Below are 16,281 nucleotides of genomic sequence, written 5' to 3' on the forward strand. Positions count from 1 at the left end.
CCGCCCGCCGTCAGCGGATGTGGCGGCCCGAGATGGCCCGGGCGATGACCAGGCGCTGGATCTCGCTGGTGCCCTCGAAGATGGTGTAGATCTTGGCGTCGCGGTACATCCGCTCCACCGGGTGCTCCCTGCTGTACCCGGCGCCGCCGAGGACCTGCACCGCCTTCTCCGTGGCCGCCACGGCGAGTTCGCCCGCGCGGAGCTTGGACATGGAGCCCTGTCCGGCGTCGAACGTCCGGTCGTTGCGGGCCATCCAGGCCGCCTGCCAGATCAGCAGGCGCACGGCCTCGATCTCGGTCCGGATGTCGGCCAGGGCGAACGCGATCGACTGGTTCTCGATGACCGGGCGGCCGAACGCCTCGCGCTCACCGGCGTACTCCAGTGCGTACTCGTAGGCGGCGCGTGCGATGCCGAGGGCCTGGGCGCCGACGGTGGGGCGGCTGACCTCGAAGGTCGCCATCGCGGCCTGGCCCTTCCCGGTGGTGCCCTCGCGGGCGCGGGCGAGCCGGGCGTCCAACTTCTCCTTGCCGCCGAGCAGGCAGTGTCCGGGCACCCGTACGCCGTCGAGGAAGACGTCGGCCGTGTGCGAGGCGCGCAGGCCCAGCTTCTTGACGGTGCGGCCCGCCGTCAGGCCGGGGGTGCCGGGCGGCACGATGAACGCCGCCTGCCCGCGCGCCCCGAGGGCCGGGTCGACCGAGGCGACGACCACATGGACCTCGGCTATGCCGCCGTTGGTGATCCACGCCTTCTGGCCGGAGAGCACCCATTCGTCCCTGGCCTCGTCGTAGCGGGCCCTCGTGGTCATCGCCGAGACGTCCGAGCCCGCCTGGGGCTCGGAGACGCAGAAGGCGGCGACCTTCGGATCGTCCTCGTCACCGAAACACTGCGGCACCCACTCGGCGAGCTGGTCGGGGGTGCCGGAGGCGAAGATCCCGGCGACCGCGAGCGAGGTGCCGAAGAGGGCCATGCCGATGCCCGCGTCGCCCCAGAACAACTCCTCGTTGGCGATCTGGAGGGAGAGGCCGCTGGGATCCCCGTACATGTCGGCCAGCGACTCGAAGCCGTAGAGGCCGATCCGGGCCGCCTCCTGGATCACGGGCCAGGGGGTCTCCTCCCGGGCGTCCCATTCGGCTGCCGCGGGGCGCACCACCTGGGCGGCGAAGCCGTGCACCCAGTTGCGCAGGTCCTGCTGCTCCTCGGTCAGCGCGAGGGAGAAGTAGCTCATCGGATCAGGCCTTCGGGATGTCGAAGTAGCGGGTGAGCCCCGAGGCCAGGCCCACGTCACCGGCCACCTTGAGCTTGCGCATCATGAACATCGTCACGGGATTGCCGTTGCCGGAGACCAGCTTGAGGAAGTCCGCGTCGCCCATCACCAGCGTCGTCCGGGGTTCCCCGTCCGAACGGCCCTCGGCCACCGCGCAGGTGCCGTCGGCTATGGACGTCTCGTAGACCAGATCGCTCTCTCCCGTGATCCTCCAGCGGATCAGCGCCTTCAGCTGCCCCGCGGCCTCGGGGCGGAACTGCTGCCGCATCCGGCCGAACACCTCGCCCAGCACCCGGGTGCGCAGGTCGCCCCGCATGACCTCACCGAGCTGCTTGCCCGAGAGCCCCTTGACGATCCGGGCGAAGTCCTCGGGGGACACGGCGGCGAAGTCGAGCCCGGCCAGTTCGTCGGTGAGGCTGCCGTTGCTGTCGTCGGGCACGCCAACTCCTTACTCAAGAGTAAACTTACTTTTGAGTAAGGTACGGGTGGCGCCCTCCCGGCGCAAGCGTCACCGCACGCGCCCAGGACGCACCGGCAGGCCGGGGTGGTGGGCGGCGAGGACCTTGTTGGCCCGGGCCAGCTCGGAGAGCGCCTGCTCGCGGTCGGCCTGGTCCTCCAGGCAGAGCCGGGGGCCCCGGAAGCGGAGCACCTCGCGCGCGGCGCAGTCGGCGTCGAACTCCGCCTCCAGGATGTGCGGCGGGATGCAGGCACCGATCAGGGCGGCGACCCGGTCCGGAATGGGGACGGGGACGAGGAGGTGGGCGGTGGTCATGGGTGGTTCCCTCTCGGTTGGTCGGCCAGGAGGTGGCGTTCGAGGCGGCCGGTGGGCCGCCCGCTCCTCCTTGTGTACGGGACGCAGTTCCGGGTTTCTCCTCGGATACGTCTCCGTGTCGCAACCGTTTGGGACTGATCGTCTATTTCGCCTTACCTATGGGTAAGTTGATTCTTTACGCAATCTGTGATGACACGTCGGCGGACCGGCCGGGGACGCCCGCGCGAAGACGCAGGGCACGCAGTACCGCCTCGGTGGCGAACCGGGCCTCCGGATCGGTCAGCTGAGCACCGAAGATCCCCTCCAGGCCGCGTATCCGGTAGCGGACCGTCTGCGGGTGCACGTCCAGCAGTTCGCCCATCTGGGCGGCGGTACCCCGGGTCTCCAGCCAGACCCGCAGCGTCTCCAGCAGCCTCGCTCGGCGCGTGGCGCTGATGCCGGCGACCGGGGCGAGCTCGCGCTCGGCGAGCTGGTCGAGGAGGGCCGGGTCGGTGAGGAGCCAGAGGGTGGTGAGGTGGTCCTCGCACCGGACCACGGGCAGGTCCTCCACCACCCCGGAGTCGATGAGTTCGGCCACGCGCCGCGCCCAGCGGATCGAGTCCGCGGCGTCCGCGGTGGGCACGGTCAGCCCGATCACCGCACGGGTGCCGGTGAGGGCCCGGTCGAGCATCTCCCGCCGCGTCTCGTCCAGCGGGCCCGGGAGGAGGAGATGGGGCTGCGGATCACCGAGGTCCACCAGCACGTCACGCGGCAGATCGGCCGGATCCACGCCGACCGGGGTGCGTACGGCGACCAGGGTGACCCTCTCCGGCAGGGCCCACCCCGTCTGTTCGCACAGCTCGGCGATGGCGGTACGCGGCACGGGCCGGCCCGACAGGATGAGGTGCAGGAGTCTTCGCCGTACCGCCTCGCTCTGCTGGTCGGCCTGTGCCTGCACCTCCACATAGCCCTCGCGGGACAGTGCCTCCAGCTCGTCGACGTAGGCGAACAGCGCGTCCGCGAAGCTCAGCATCAGGGCCGGCGAGAAGTGGTAACTGCGGCCGACCTTCTTCGCCCGCCGCAGCGCGATCCGTGCGCCCAGCCGGTACGCCCCCTGGAGGGCGTCCATGGTGCGGCCCTCGTAGGCCTCGAAACGCCCGAATCTCCGGCACATGTCGTCGCGTAAGACCGTGGGGGTGGAGGGCTCGGCGACCCGGTCGACGAACGAGGACAGGCTCTGTTCGACGCCCATGCGGATGGACTTCCCATTGGGTCCGTTCAGCAGACGCGCGTATTCCGGATAAGCCCGCGTCACCTCCATGCCGATCTCCTTGATCAGGCTCGGAAGTTCCGGCCGCATGATCGCGGCGAATTCCTGGGGGAGGGGACCCAGCGGGTCTCCGGTGTCCAGCGGCTGGATAAGTCTCGGCATGACCGTCCCCTTGCTCTCCGGTGCCCGGTGCGGGTGGGGCAGTTGGGGGGAAAGCGCTCCCACGGACCGACAGGCGTATTGCCAACATCGGCGCCGAAGATAGACCAAGTCGGGCGGAGAACACACCGCTTGGACAGGATCGGGGTGCAAGGGGCACACGGTTCGGCCCGGTTGTGGGGCTTCCGTGCAGGTGGAGCGGTAACTGCTCACTTCCGGACAATGTTTTCGGCCGCATTCCTCCGCCGGGGGTACGGGATACGGTGGCGGGGCCGCCGTGCCGGTGGCGCTGCCCGGTGCGCTGCCCGGTACGGGCCCGCTCCGAAGCCCGGCGGCCGGTCACGGGCGCCGGAGCGGTGTGCGCATCCGGACGAAGAGCCCGGCCGTGGCCCGATTCCGCAGAGGGATATTGCGCACCAAGTGACAAGTGCACCCGGTGGATTAGTGACCTGCTGACGAGGAAAAAAACTCGCCGGACCAATCTTGACCGGCGGGATTGTGCTCGAAGTTTCCCACAAGTAACGTCGCGGCCTGTCACAGAACGTGTGTGGTTGGAAAGAGCAGCACGGCCCCCACGCAACACGGTTCATCGCTGCACTCCCTGCGCCTTTGCAGGAATACGGGTGCTTCCCCGCAACAGTGCGCCCGCACTGTCGAATCGGAGGATCTCACTGTGCGCAACTCTCTCGGAAAGCTCGCCCTGGCCGCCGGCGCGGCCGCCGCCGCCGTCGTCCTCGGAGCCACCACCGCCACCGCGGGCGTCGCCGCCCCGACCTGGACCGTCGGTCCCAACGCGTCGGAGACGTTCTCGGCCACCGCGGGCACGGTCACCCTCACCCTCAACGGCATCCCGATGACGTGTACGTCATCCGCGGCCCAGGGCAACCTGGCCTCCGCGTCCGGCACCACCGGCGTGACGGTCGGCACCATCGCCCCGCTGTCCTGGAGCGGCTGCACCAGCCCGTTCGGCCCGGTGACCCCGACCGCCGACACCTCCACCGCGTGGAAGCTGAACGCCAACACCTACAGCGCCGGCGTCACCAACGGGTACATCAGCGGTGTCAAGGCCACGCTGAAGGTCCTCACCTGCACCTTCACCGTGACCGGCAACGTCGTCGCCAAGTACACCAACTCCACCGGTGTGCTGGCGGTCAGCAACGACGCCACCTACAAGCTGACCGTCGCGACCGCCTCCGCGGGCTGCGCCGGCATCGCCAAGGTGGGCGACAGCCCGACCTACACCACCAACTACAACGCGGTCACGCCGAGCGGCGGCACCACCAAGCCGACCATCGTCTACACCCCCTGACCGGGCCGCGAGCCACTCAGGGGTGAACAGGGATCGCACGGCGGGGTGCGCCCGCCGTGCGATTCGTGTCCTGTCCGTCCGAAAGGGAGCGACGCCAGTGAAGGGCAGCAGACGTACGACGGGAGCGCGGCGGCGCACCGCGCGGGGTGCGGCGGTGGCCACCGCCGTGTTGCTCGGCGGGATGATCCCCGGCGCACAGGCCGCCTCCGGTGCGCAGGAGATCGACGCGGAGCTGGCCTACACGTGCGCACTCCCGGAGGGAGAGCAGCCGGTGAAGGTCCGGGTCGCCGCGAAGGTGCCCGAGTCGGCCCAGGCCGGACAGGCGATCCAGCCCGAGGACGTGACGGTGGACCTGACGCTGCCCGAGGGAGCCCTGGCCGGCCTCACCGGCTCCGGAGCGGCGACCGTCAGCGCGGAAGCGCGGCTTTCGGTCGATGTCGCCCAGGGGGACCAGCACGCCCGGGCGGAGTGGGCCGGGGCGGCAGCCGATCCCGTCCCGGTTCCGGCAGCGGGTGGCCTGACGCTGAGCACGGCGGGGAGCGTCCCCTACGTGAAGCCCGGGGCGTCGGGTGACCTGACGTTCAAGGCGTCCGACCTCTCGGCGGAGCTGACCGCGAAGAAGGCCGACGGCACCCCGGCGGGCCCCCAGAGCACCTTGGTGACGTGCACGGTGGACGAGGACCAGGAGACGACCCTGGCCACGGTCGGTACCGGTGAGGGCGTGGAGCCGTCCACGCCCGCGCCGTCCGCGTCCGACGAGTGGCCCGATGGCGAGGCCGGAGAGAGCCGGGCCCTCGCGCCCGAGGTCGGGGCGGAGGCCGAGGAGCCCGCACCCGCCGACGCTCCTCCGTGCGTCGGGGACCCGATGGACTCCCTTGAGATGGTCACCTATGTGACTGGATACGCGAATGTAACGAAACTCAACGGTGCGAACAAATTCCCTCTGGCCTGTGCGCGGATCCACACATACGAAAACGAAATGGTCCCCGCTCCTCCGGGGCTTCACCTGTACATGAAAGCGGCAATGGTTCTGGAGTACGAGGGGAAGCCGCAGCTACCGCCCACCGAAGGCACGTTCTTGACGTTCGGATTCATGCCGACGACGGCGGTCCTCGAGATGACTCAGATCCCGCCCAAGGCGGACTCCAGGGAAGACGCGAACGTGAATGTGCACTCGATCATCGATTTCACGGATCCGAGCAACAACACGACGGTGACCACTGTCGACGCGGACTTCGTGCTCCGACTGCACGACGTCAAGGTCAACGGGACCCCGCTCGATGTCGGAGACAGCTGCCGAACGGAGCGGCCCTTCAAACTCACCCTTGTCGGTAAGGCGGGCGAGGCGATCGATCCGCAGGAGAGGTACGAACTGACAGCCGGAGGCCAGCTCACGGGGTCGGTGACCATCCCGCCCTTCGAAGGGTGTGGTGTGGATGAGGACCTGGACAGCCTCTTCACCGCGTCCCTCTCCGGCTCCCCCGGGTTCGTCAAGCAAATGCAGGGGGCTCCCTGTATTCCTTCGCCGCCGCCTGAAGGCTGTACGCCGGAGAACCAGCCGGCGGACATTCCCGAGGCGAAGCGCTGACTCTGCCGCCGTGCCGATCAGCACAACGAGAACGTGATCCCCCCGAGCCACAACCGAATTGAGGGAACGATGAGACCTGCCTCGAAGACCTGGATCAAGGGCGCCGGTGCCGTCGCCGCGTCCGCCGCGCTGGTCATGCCCCTGAGCGCGTCGCCGGCCGGGGCCGCCACGGCCGCCGCCACCCAGCTCAACGGCTCCTGGGCGCCGTTCGACCGCTGTCCGGTGGACAACCCGGCGATGCTCGCCACGGACGGCGACACCGACGTCCCCCTGTGCGTGACGTCCACCTCGCCCAACGGGACGATCAAGCTCGGCAACACCGAGGCGGTGACCGGCTCGACGAACCTGCAGTTCGGTGTCGTCCAGCACCCGGCGGAGGGGACCTACACGGTCGTCCCGCCGGCGGCCGGGTCGCTCATCAGCGGGCAGACCACCATCCCCGGCGGGCTGCTCGGGCTCATGTGCCCCAGCGACATCCCAGTCGTCTCCGCCGTGTGCGGCCAGATCACCAACGCCACCCTCAACAAGGTCACCGCCACGGTGGAGTCGGCCGGTACGCCGTCCGACTTCAGCCTGGTCGCCGGCATCTCCTCCGGGCCGATCGTCACGCTGCCGGTCAGGATCAAGCTGGACAACCCCCTGCTCGGGTCCAACTGCTACATAGGAACCAGCCGCAACCCGGTCGTCCTGCACCCCGGTAACGTCGACGCCCCCTCCATGGCCGCCTCCCGGTTCAACCCCGACGGAACGGCCAACCCCGACGAGGGCTCGATGATCCAGATCGCTCTGTCCGGCGCCACCCAGGGCGACAGCCAGTTCGCCGCGCCGAAGGCCAACGGCTGTGGTCTCGGTGGCATCCTGAGCTGGGCGGTCGACCTCAAGGTGGGGCTGCCGGCCGGGGCCGGCACGAACAGCCTCGTCCTGAACGACACCAAGACCTACACGGCCGGGCTCACCGCACCGGGGCTGTCGGTGCCCGACGCCGGCAAGGAGCTGTCCGAGAGCTGGCACTCCGCGGTGAAGTAACCGGCGAGAGGCACGGCCGGCACCGCATCACCGCGCTTTGTCATTTCGTGCGTGCCGTCGCTACGGCGTTCCGGGCCCGTCCCGACCGAAAGGACCCTGGTCGGGGCGGGCTTCGGCGTGCGTAGGGGCGGTCCGGGGGCCCGTCCGTGCTGTCCGGGAAAGCCTCACTTCCCGACAGGTTTCGTTCGCCGATTACTCATCCGGTTACAAAAAGACAGGGGCGTGGGACGGCTCGGGAGAAAATTCGTGAACCACTATTGCTAAGTAAGGTTACTCAGCCGTAGCGTCCCGCTAGAGCAGCGCGGAAATGCCTTCGCACCTGCTTGTCCGACCTGTGTGGAGTCCCGGGCGTGCCGTGTTCGAACCAGGATTCCCGCAGGAGTTCCCCCGGTCCCGCACCTCCGTCGGGGGGTGGAGCCTCCCGTCCCGGGGGTTCGTGGCTCCGGCCCTCACGGGCCGTGGGGCACCGGCCCGCACGCGGGGCACTTGCGCAGTCTCCGACAAAGCCGGAGGACGGGTTTGTCACTCGGTGACAAGTGATCCGCCGAAAGATCGAAGTCCGACGATTTCCGCTGTTCAACGGCTTGTCCAGGCGGTTTCGGCGGACATAGCGTGCGCCACCTGGTGCATGTGTGACGTGCCGCCGTCGGATTCACCGGAGCCGGAGCGCAGACAGATGACGTCGTCCACCACCACTTCGAAGGAGGGCCGATGGGTATCGAAGTAGTCGTCGAAGGCCTGACGAAGTCCTTCGGCAGGCAGAACGTCTGGCAGGACGTCAGCCTGACGCTGCCGGCCGGTGAGATAAGCGTGATGCTCGGTCCTTCCGGAACCGGGAAGACCGTTTTCCTGAAATCCATCATCGGACTGCTGAAGCCCGAAAAGGGCCGTGTGCTCGTCAACGGCGTCGACATGGTCAACAGCCCCGAAAAAGACATCATGGAGACCCGGAAACTCTTCGGTCTCATGTTCCAGGACGGCGCCCTCTTCGGTTCGATGTCGCTCTTCGACAACATCGCCTTCCCCTTGCGCGAACACACCCGCAAGAAGGAATCCGAGATCCGGCGCATCGTCATGGAACGCATCGACGTCGTCGGCCTGCTCGGCGCCGAGGGGAAGCTTCCCGGGGAGATATCCGGCGGTATGCGCAAGCGCGCCGGCCTTGCCCGCGCCCTCGTGCTGGACCCGCAGATCATCCTCTGCGACGAACCCGACTCCGGACTCGACCCGGTCCGCACCGCCTACCTCTCGCAGCTGCTCATCGACCTCAACGCGCAGATCGACGCGACGATGCTCATCGTCACCCACAACCTCGACATCGCGGCGACGGTCCCCGACAACATGGGCATGCTCTTCTGCCGCAACCTGGTCACCTTCGGGCCGCGCGAGGTCCTGCTCACCAGCGACACGCCCGTGGTCTCCCAGTTCCTCGCGGGCCGGCGCGAAGGCCCCATCGGGATGTCGGAGGAGAAGGACGCCGCCACCCTCGCCGCGGAGCGGACGACCGGCAACGGCTTCGGCGCCCTCACCGGCCCGCGCACCGTCGTCCCGCAGCTGGAGCCCTCGCCCGGCCTGCCCGTCCGGCAGGCCGCACTGCGCCGCCGCGAGCGGGTCATGTCGATGATGGGCCGGCTGCCGGAGGCCGCCCGTACGGCCATCCTGGACAGCCACGCGCCGACCGTGGGCGGTGGGCATCCGTGACGGCCCCCCTGCCCGTGCGGCCGCCCGAGCCGCCCGCCGCCCCCGTCTCCCTCCACAAGTCCCCGGAGCGAAGACCGCCGTCCCGGCTGCTGGCCCCGCTGCGCCAGACCGGTCAGCTCTTCGCGCTGGCCCTGGCCGTCGCCCGCGCCGTCTTCCGACGGCCCTTCCAGGTACGGGAGTTCATCGAGCAGTTCTGGTTCGTCGCGAGCGTCACGATCCTGCCGGCCGCCCTGGTGTCCATTCCCTTCGGCGCGGTCATCGCCCTCCAGGTCGGCTCGCTCACCGAACAGCTCGGCGCCCAGTCCTTCACCGGCGGGGCCAGCGTGCTCGCCGTCATCCAGCAGGCCAGCCCGCTCATCGTGGCGCTGCTGATCGCCGGGGCGGCCGGCTCCGCGATCTGCGCCGACCTCGGTTCCCGCAAGATCCGTGAAGAACTCGACGCGATGGAGGTCATGGGCGTCTCACCCGTCCAGCGCCTCGTCGTCCCCCGGGTACTGGCCACCATGTCCGTCGCCGTCCTGCTCAACGGGCTGGTCTCGGTGGTCGGCACCCTCGGCGGCTACTTCTTCAACGTGATCATGCAGGGCGGGACCCCCGGCGCCTACCTCGCCAGCTTCTCCGCCCTGGCCCAGCTGCCCGACCTGTACATCGGTGAGGTCAAGGCGCTCATCTTCGGCTTCATCGCCGGGATCGTCGCCGCCTACCGGGGCCTGAACCCGCGCGGCGGCCCGAAGGGGGTCGGCGACGCGGTCAACCAGTCCGTCGTCATCACCTTCATGCTGCTGTTCGCCGTCAACATGGTCCTCACGGCGATCTACCTCCAGATCGTCCCCCCGAAGGGGGGCTGAACGATGTCGATGCTCGGCTGGCTGGACCGCTCAGGAGAACAGCTCACCTTCTACGTACGCGCCCTGGTCTGGATCCCGAGGACACTGCACCGCTACCTCAAGGAGGTCCAGCGCCTCCTGGCCGAGGTCGCGTTCGGCAGCGGCGGGCTCGGAGTCATCGGCGGGACCATCGGCGTGATGATCGCCATGACCCTGGCCACCGGCTCCGTCGTCGGCCTCCAGGGGTACGCCGCCCTCGACCAGATCGGCACCTCCGCCTTCACCGGCTTCATCTCCGCGTACTTCAACACCCGGGAGATCGCCCCGCTCGTCGCCGGCCTCGCCCTCTCCGCCACCGTCGGCGCGGGCTTCACCGCCCAGCTCGGCGCGATGCGCATCAACGAGGAGGTCGACGCGCTCGAAGCGATGGGCGTGCGGTCCATGCCCTACCTCGTCACCACCCGCGTCATCGCCGGTGTCGTCGCGATCATCCCCCTGTACGCCATCGGGCTGCTCTCCTCCTACCTCGCCTCCCGGTACATCACGGTCCTGTTCAACGGGCAGTCCGCGGGCACCTACGACCACTACTTCAATCTCTTCCTCTCCCCGGACGACGTGCTGCTGTCGGTGCTCAAGGTGCTGATCTTCAGCGTGCTGGTGATCCTCGCCCACTGCTACTACGGCTTCCACGCGACCGGCGGGCCCGCCGGGGTCGGAGTGGCCGTGGGCAGGTCGGTGCGGAACGCCATCGTGCTCATCAGCGTCACCGACTTCTTCCTCTCCCTCGCCATCTGGGGCGCGACGACAACGGTGAAGGTGGCAGGCTGATGGGCTCCTCCACGGCGCAGACCGTGCGCCGCAGACTCGCCGGCGTGGCCTTCGTGCTGGTGCCCGCAGTGCTCGTATGGCTGTCGGTCTCGGTGTACGAGAAGAAGTTCACCGACGACGCCACCGTGACCGTGCGGACCGGCAGCGTCGGCAACGAGATGCACGACAACGCCGACGTCAAGCTGCGCGGCGTCGTCGTCGGACAGGTACGCGACATCCAGGCCGACGGGGACGGGGCGCGCCTCACGCTCGCCATCGAGCCCGGCCGGCTCCGCCGGATCCCCGCCGACGTCACCGCCCAGATGCTGCCCACCACCCTCTTCGGGGAACGGTTCGTCGCCCTCGTACCGCCGGCCGTCCCCTCCGCGCAGCCGCTGCGGGCGGGCGCGGAGATCCCGCAGGACCGCTCCAGCAACGCCATCGAGCTGGAGGAGGTCCTCGACAACGTCCTGCCGATGCTGACCGCCGTCAAACCGGAGAAACTCGCCGCCACCCTGGGCGCCGTCTCCCAGGCGCTCGAAGGGCGCGGCGACAAGCTCGGCGACACCCTGCTCACCCTTGATGAGCACCTGAAGGAGTTCAACCCCCAACTCCCCACGCTCAACGAGGACATCAAGGAGCTCGTCAAGGTGAGCCACCTCTACGCGGACGCCGCGCCGGACGTGCTGGACGCGCTCACCGACTTCACCACCACCAGCTCCACGCTCGCCGAACAGGAAGCCGAACTCGCCGGACTCTACGGCTCCACGACCGCCTCGGCGCGGGACGTCACGGCCTTCCTGCGCAGGAACAAGGACAACCTCATCCACCTCTCCGCCGCCGGCCGGCCGACGCTGGAACTCCTCGCCGAGTACTCCGACGCCTTCCCCTGCACCCTGCGCACCATGGCGGACTTCGTCCCCGCCATGGACAAGGCGCTCGGCAAGGGCACCGACAGGCCTGGGCTCCACGTCACCGTCAAGGCGGTCGAGTCCAAGGGCAAGTACGTGGCGGGGAGGGACACCCCGGTCTACGACGCGACCGGCGGCCCGCACTGCTACGGGGTGCCGTACACCGGCAGGCCGGCCCCGGCCGCGGACGTCCGCACCGCCCCCGCCCGGCAGAGCACCGCCGGGGCGGACGGGCCCGAGGCGACCGTGCCCGCGGCGGCGGACGGCGGCCTCGGCACGCCCAACTCCCCGCAGGAGAGCGCCCTCGTCAACGAACTCGTCGCCCCCTCACTCGAAGTACAGCCGCAGGCCCTGCCCGACTGGAGCAGCGTGCTCATCGGTCCGGCCTTCCGCGGTGCGGAGGTGAAGCTCAAGTGAAGCGCCGCTCCCTCACGGGACCCGTCGTGAAGTCCCTCGTCTTCGTCGTGGTCACCGCCCTGGCCACCACCGTCCTGGCCCTGTCCATCGCGGACACCGGGGTCGGCGACACCACCTCGTACAAGGCGAGGTTCACCGACGCCACCGGGCTCGTCGTCGGCGACAGCGTCCGCATCGCGGGCGTCAAGGTCGGCCGGGTCGAGTCCATCGAGGTCGCCGACAGACGGCTGGCCGAGGTCGGGTTCGCCGTACGCAAGGGCCGCGAGCTGCCCGCCTCGGTGACCGCGTCCATCAAGTACCTCAACATGGTCGGCCAGCGCTACGTCGACCTCGCCCAGGGCGCCGGGCCCGTCGGCGAGACGTTCCGGCCGGGGGCGACCATCCCGGTCTCACGCACCACGCCCGCGCTCGACCTCACCCAGCTCTTCAACGGCTTCCAGCCCCTCTTCGAAGGGCTCTCCCCGCCGGACGTCAACCAGCTCGCCGGCTCCATCGTGCAGGTCCTCCAGGGCGAGGGCGGCACCGTCGACAGCATCCTCTCCCACGTCGGTTCACTCACCGGCACCGTCGCGGCCAAGGACAAGGTGATCGGTGAGGTGATCAAGAACCTCAACACGGTCCTCAAGACCGTCAACGACCGCGAGAAGGGCTTCGACGACCTCGTCGTCACCCTCCAGCGACTCGTCACGGGCTTCGCCGGCGACCGGCAGCCCCTCGGGGAGGCCGTCACCGCGATGGGCGCCCTCACCACCGTCACCGCCGACCTCGTCCAGGACGGCCGCGGACCCCTCAAGAAGGACATCGCGCAGCTCGGGCGGCTGTCCCGGCAGCTCGACGAGAACGCCCCCACGATCGAGGGCTTCCTGCAGAAGACACCCGCCAAGATGGAGGCGATCACCCGCCTCACCTCGTACGGCTCCTGGCTCAACCTCTACCTCTGCGAGGCGAGGGTCCACGGCCTGACCAACGAGGACGGCAGCGCGCCGCCCACCGGCATCACCATCGGTCAGCCGAGGTGCCAGGCATGAACATCAAGCCCGTACGCGCGCGCAACCCCGTCACCATCGGCATCGTGGGGCTCGTCGTCCTGCTCCTCGCCGGTCTCGCCGCCTACCGCGCCGACGCCCTGCCCTTCATCGGGGGCGGCACCACCTACAGCGCCGACTTCACCGAGTCCGCCGGACTCGACGAGGGCGACGAGGTACGGATCGCCGGGGTCAAGGTCGGCGAGGTCACCGGCGTGACGCTCGACGGCGCAACCGTGAAGGTCGACTTCAGGGTGAGGGACGCCTGGATCGGCGACTCCTCCACCGTCGGCATCGCCATCAAGACCCTGCTGGGAGAGAAGTACCTGGCCGTCGATCCCCTCGGCGACGCCCCGCAGGACCCCGGCAGCCGCATCGAGACCGGCCGCACCACCTCCCCGTACGACGTCACCCAGGCCTTCGACGGACTCGGGGAGACCATCGAGGAGATCGACACCGCCCAGCTCGCGCAGAGCTTCGAGACCATATCGGAGACCTTCAAGGACTCCCCGCCCCACGTGCGCAGCGCCGCCGAAGGGCTCTCCGCACTCTCCCGGACCGTCTCCGAGCGCGATGCGCAGCTCGCCACCCTGCTGGCCGGCAGCAAGCGGCTCACCAAGACGCTCGCCACCAAGAAGAGCAGCTTCGAAACGCTGCTGGAGGACGGAAACCTGCTCCTCGGTGAGATCCAGGCCCGCCGCGACTCCATCCATCTGCTGCTCACCGGCGCCCGCGACCTCGGTACGCAGCTCACCGCACTGGTCGCGGAGAACGACAAGCAGCTGAAGCCCACCCTCGACTCGCTGAGCCGGGTCACCACCGTCCTGGTCAAGAACCGCAAGAGCCTCGACGAGGTGCTCTCGCTGGCCGGGTCCTACAACCGGCTCGTCGGCAACACCCTCGGCAACGGCCGCTGGTTCGACAACTACGTCTGCGGTGTCGTCCCGAAGAACTACCTCCCCGCCGGTACGCCCCCGGAGAACGACTGCATGCCGCCCGAGCAAGGGGGCCGCTGACATGAGACGCACCCGCATCATCGGCATCGGCGCCGGACTGGCCGTCGTCGCCGTGGCCGTCACCTCCGGGGTGATGGCCACGGACGAGGAGGGCACCACCGTCACCGCCTACTTCGACCGGGCGACCGGCGTCTACCCCGGATCCGACCTCCGGATCCTCGGCGTCAAGGTCGGCACCGTCACCGCGGTGAAGCCGCGCGGCGAGGAGGTCGGGGTCACCCTGCGGCTCGACGAGGGCGTCGAGGTCCCCGAGGACGCGCACGCCGTCGTCGTCGCCCCCAGCGTCGTCGCCGACCGGTACGTCCAGCTCGCCCCCGCCTACACCGGGGGAGCGCGGCTGGAGGCCGGTGCGGTCCTGCCCGCCGCGCACAACGCCACCCCCGTCGAGATCGACCAGCTGTACGAGTCGATCACCGAACTCTCCACCGCGCTGGGCCCCGAGGGGGCCAACGCCGACGGGGCGCTCTCGAGACTCCTGGAGACCGGCTCGGAGAACCTCAAGGGCAACGGGGCGGCCATCGGGGACTCCATCGAACAGTTCGGCAAGGCGACGAAGACCCTCGACACGTCCAGCGAAAACCTCTTCGACACACTGGCCTACCTGCAGACCTTCACCACCATGCTGAAGGAGAACGACGGCGACGTACGGGCCGCCGAACAACAGCTGAACTCCGTCACCGGCTTCCTCGCCGACGACAAGGAGAACCTCAGCGCGGCCCTGAAGGAGCTGGGCACGGCGCTCGGACAGGTCAAGGGTTTCATCCAGAAGAACCGGGGCTCCCTCAAGAAGAACGTCGACCTCCTGGTGCCGCTCACCCAGACCCTCGTCGACCAGCGGGCCTCGCTCGCCGAGTCCCTCGACACCCTGCCCCTGGCGGCGGGCAACGTACTGAACGCCTACGACCCGGCGAACCGCACCCTCAACGGGCGTACCGACCTCAACGAACTGTCCATGGGCGGCCCGCTCGTGGAGCCCGGCGCGGCCTCGGGCCTCACCGGTACGGAGGGACTGGCCCCCGTGGACGCCGCCCGGCAGAAGGAGCTGCCCACTCTGCCGCTGCCCGCCGTCGGCACCGTCTACGGCACCCCGGAGAAGGACGGCCGCGCAACGAAGGAGGCGAACCGATGATCCGTGTCCCCCGCAGACCCGGAGCCCGCGCCACCGCCGGCCTCGCCGCCCTCGTCGCGGCCGGAGCCGCGCTCGTACTCGTCGCGACCACCGGCCTGCCCTCCTTCACCGGCATCGACCAGCTGCCGCTGCCCGGCGGCGCCGACCTCGGCGATAACCCGTACGAGATCACCGCCGAGTTCGCCGACGTCCTCAGCCTCTCCCCGCAGTCCTCCGTCAAGGTCAACGACGTCGCCGTCGGGCGGGTCACCAAGATCGCCCTCGCTCAGGACGGCTGGACCGCCACGGTCACCATGCGCGTCAACGGGGAGGTCAGGATGCCCGCCAACGCCTATGCCCACCTCGAACAGTCCAGTCTCCTCGGCGAGAAATACGTGCAGCTCACCCCGCCCGCCGACGGCACCGCCCAGGGCTCCCTGTCCGACGGCGACCGGATCCCGCCGGCCCGCACCAACCGGAACCCGGAGGTCGAAGAGGTCCTCGGCGCCCTGTCGATGCTCCTCAACGGGGGCGGAGTCGCCCAGCTGAAGACCATCACCACCGAGCTGAACAAGGCGATGGCAGGTCAGGAACCCCAGATCCGCTCGGTGCTGAACCGTGTCGACACCCTCGTCACCGATCTGGACGCGCACAAGGAGGACATCACCGACGCACTCGACGGCGTCAACCGGCTCGCCGCCACCCTCGCCACCCGCAAACAGGACGTCGGCACCGTGCTCACCGACCTCAGCCCCGGCCTGAAGGTGCTGGAGAAGCAGCGCGGCCAGCTGATGACCATGCTCCGCTCGCTCGACACGCTCTCCACCGTCGCCGTCGACACCGTCAACCGGAGCAAGGCCGACATGATCGCCGACCTCAAGGCCCTCGCCCCCACCCTCACCGCGCTCGCCGACTCCGGCGACGACCTCCCCGACTCCCTGCAGGTGCTGCTCACCTACCCGTTCACCGACGAGGTGCTGCGCGGTGTGAAGGGCGACTACCTCAACGTCTACCTGGATGTGACGGCCGTGCCCGGCACCCAGCTCATCCCGGCGCTGACCCCGCCCGCGGACGGCACGGCGGGGACGAAGGCGGCGCTGCC

At 69.4% G+C, this 16,281-nt stretch carries 15 protein-coding genes; 11 read left to right on the forward strand and 4 right to left on the reverse strand.

Annotated features, from left to right (window positions below):
- Nucleotides 1-10: 10 nt before the first annotated feature.
- From IH13_RS0117295 to IH13_RS0117310, 4 genes are all read right to left on the reverse strand, one after another.
- The gene (locus IH13_RS0117295; protein ID WP_031085421.1) at nucleotides 11-1,225 is read right to left on the reverse strand and encodes an acyl-CoA dehydrogenase family protein; all 1,215 of its coding nucleotides are present in this window, start codon (nucleotides 1,223-1,225) and stop codon (nucleotides 11-13) included.
- Between the two features lie 4 nt (nucleotides 1,226-1,229).
- Nucleotides 1,230-1,703 (reverse strand): SCP2 sterol-binding domain-containing protein, encoded by a 474-nt coding sequence (locus tag IH13_RS0117300; protein WP_031085424.1) that lies wholly within the window; start codon nucleotides 1,701-1,703, stop codon nucleotides 1,230-1,232.
- Between the two features lie 69 nt (nucleotides 1,704-1,772).
- Entirely contained in the window at nucleotides 1,773-2,036 is a 264-nt protein-coding gene (locus tag IH13_RS0117305; protein WP_031085426.1) for a hypothetical protein, read from the reverse strand.
- A 175-nt stretch (nucleotides 2,037-2,211) separates the two neighbouring features.
- The gene (locus IH13_RS0117310; RefSeq protein WP_031085428.1) at nucleotides 2,212-3,447 is read right to left on the reverse strand and encodes a PucR-like N-terminal domain-containing protein; all 1,236 of its coding nucleotides are present in this window, start codon (nucleotides 3,445-3,447) and stop codon (nucleotides 2,212-2,214) included.
- Nucleotides 3,448-4,117: 670 nt separating this feature from the next.
- Here IH13_RS0117310 and IH13_RS0117315 point away from each other — a divergent pair.
- The 11 genes from IH13_RS0117315 to IH13_RS0117365 form a co-directional block, all read left to right on the forward strand.
- A complete protein-coding gene (locus tag IH13_RS0117315; RefSeq protein ID WP_031085430.1) occupies nucleotides 4,118-4,753 on the forward strand; it encodes a hypothetical protein in 636 nt (211 codons plus the stop codon).
- Nucleotides 4,754-4,850: 97 nt separating this feature from the next.
- Nucleotides 4,851-6,341, forward strand: a complete 1,491-nt coding sequence (locus IH13_RS0117320; RefSeq protein WP_031085432.1) for a DUF6801 domain-containing protein — start codon at nucleotides 4,851-4,853, stop codon at nucleotides 6,339-6,341.
- 69 nt (nucleotides 6,342-6,410) lie between these two features.
- A complete protein-coding gene (locus tag IH13_RS0117325) occupies nucleotides 6,411-7,367 on the forward strand; it encodes a nucleoside-diphosphate kinase (protein ID WP_031085433.1) in 957 nt (318 codons plus the stop codon).
- 711 nt (nucleotides 7,368-8,078) lie between these two features.
- A complete protein-coding gene (locus IH13_RS0117330; protein WP_031085434.1) occupies nucleotides 8,079-9,068 on the forward strand; it encodes an ABC transporter ATP-binding protein in 990 nt (329 codons plus the stop codon).
- The gene (locus tag IH13_RS0117335) at nucleotides 9,065-9,916 is read left to right on the forward strand and encodes an MlaE family ABC transporter permease (protein WP_031085436.1); all 852 of its coding nucleotides are present in this window, start codon (nucleotides 9,065-9,067) and stop codon (nucleotides 9,914-9,916) included. Before IH13_RS0117330 ends, IH13_RS0117335 begins: the two co-directional genes overlap by 4 nt.
- Nucleotides 9,917-9,919: 3 nt before the next feature.
- Nucleotides 9,920-10,723: an MlaE family ABC transporter permease gene (locus tag IH13_RS0117340; RefSeq protein ID WP_031085437.1), complete on the forward strand. Its 804-nt coding sequence runs from the start codon at nucleotides 9,920-9,922 to the stop codon at nucleotides 10,721-10,723.
- Nucleotides 10,723-12,030, forward strand: coding sequence for an MCE family protein (locus tag IH13_RS0117345; RefSeq protein ID WP_031085439.1), 1,308 nt, complete (start codon nucleotides 10,723-10,725; stop codon nucleotides 12,028-12,030). The genes IH13_RS0117340 and IH13_RS0117345 overlap by 1 nt, the downstream gene beginning before the upstream one ends.
- Nucleotides 12,027-13,058 carry an MCE family protein gene (locus IH13_RS0117350; RefSeq protein ID WP_031085442.1) on the forward strand — a complete coding sequence of 344 codons (1,032 nt, stop codon included), beginning with the start codon at nucleotides 12,027-12,029 and terminating at the stop codon, nucleotides 13,056-13,058. Before IH13_RS0117345 ends, IH13_RS0117350 begins: the two co-directional genes overlap by 4 nt.
- A complete protein-coding gene (locus tag IH13_RS0117355; RefSeq protein WP_031085443.1) occupies nucleotides 13,055-14,071 on the forward strand; it encodes an MCE family protein in 1,017 nt (338 codons plus the stop codon). Before IH13_RS0117350 ends, IH13_RS0117355 begins: the two co-directional genes overlap by 4 nt.
- Before the next feature lies 1 nt (nucleotide 14,072).
- Nucleotides 14,073-15,200 carry an MCE family protein gene (locus IH13_RS0117360; RefSeq protein WP_031085446.1) on the forward strand — a complete coding sequence of 376 codons (1,128 nt, stop codon included), beginning with the start codon at nucleotides 14,073-14,075 and terminating at the stop codon, nucleotides 15,198-15,200.
- A partial coding sequence (locus tag IH13_RS0117365) for an MCE family protein (RefSeq protein WP_031085447.1) occupies nucleotides 15,197-16,281 on the forward strand: 1,085 nt, incomplete at its 3' end. The genes IH13_RS0117360 and IH13_RS0117365, both read left to right, overlap by 4 nt.

It is taken from the genome of Streptomyces sp. NRRL WC-3549 (assembly GCF_000721935.1).
Classification (GTDB): Bacteria; Actinomycetota; Actinomycetes; order Streptomycetales; family Streptomycetaceae; genus Streptomyces.

What these genes read in the sequence shown, in the direction of transcription:
- IH13_RS0117305 (WP_031085426.1), bottom strand. Translation starts at nt 2,036, where the DNA reads ATGACCACCGCCCACCTCCTCGTCCCCGTCCCCATTCCGGACCGGGTC.
- IH13_RS0117340 (WP_031085437.1), top strand. Translation starts at nt 9,920, where the DNA reads ATGTCGATGCTCGGCTGGCTGGACCGCTCAGGAGAACAGCTCACCTTC.
- IH13_RS0117345 (WP_031085439.1), top strand. Translation starts at nt 10,723, where the DNA reads ATGGGCTCCTCCACGGCGCAGACCGTGCGCCGCAGACTCGCCGGCGTG.
- IH13_RS0117330 (WP_031085434.1), top strand. Translation starts at nt 8,079, where the DNA reads ATGGGTATCGAAGTAGTCGTCGAAGGCCTGACGAAGTCCTTCGGCAGG.
- IH13_RS0117325 (WP_031085433.1), top strand. Translation starts at nt 6,411, where the DNA reads ATGAGACCTGCCTCGAAGACCTGGATCAAGGGCGCCGGTGCCGTCGCC.
- IH13_RS0117310 (WP_031085428.1), bottom strand. Translation starts at nt 3,447, where the DNA reads ATGCCGAGACTTATCCAGCCGCTGGACACCGGAGACCCGCTGGGTCCC.
- IH13_RS0117360 (WP_031085446.1), top strand. Translation starts at nt 14,073, where the DNA reads ATGAGACGCACCCGCATCATCGGCATCGGCGCCGGACTGGCCGTCGTC.
- IH13_RS0117355 (WP_031085443.1), top strand. Translation starts at nt 13,055, where the DNA reads ATGAACATCAAGCCCGTACGCGCGCGCAACCCCGTCACCATCGGCATC.
- IH13_RS0117295 (WP_031085421.1), bottom strand. Translation starts at nt 1,225, where the DNA reads ATGAGCTACTTCTCCCTCGCGCTGACCGAGGAGCAGCAGGACCTGCGC.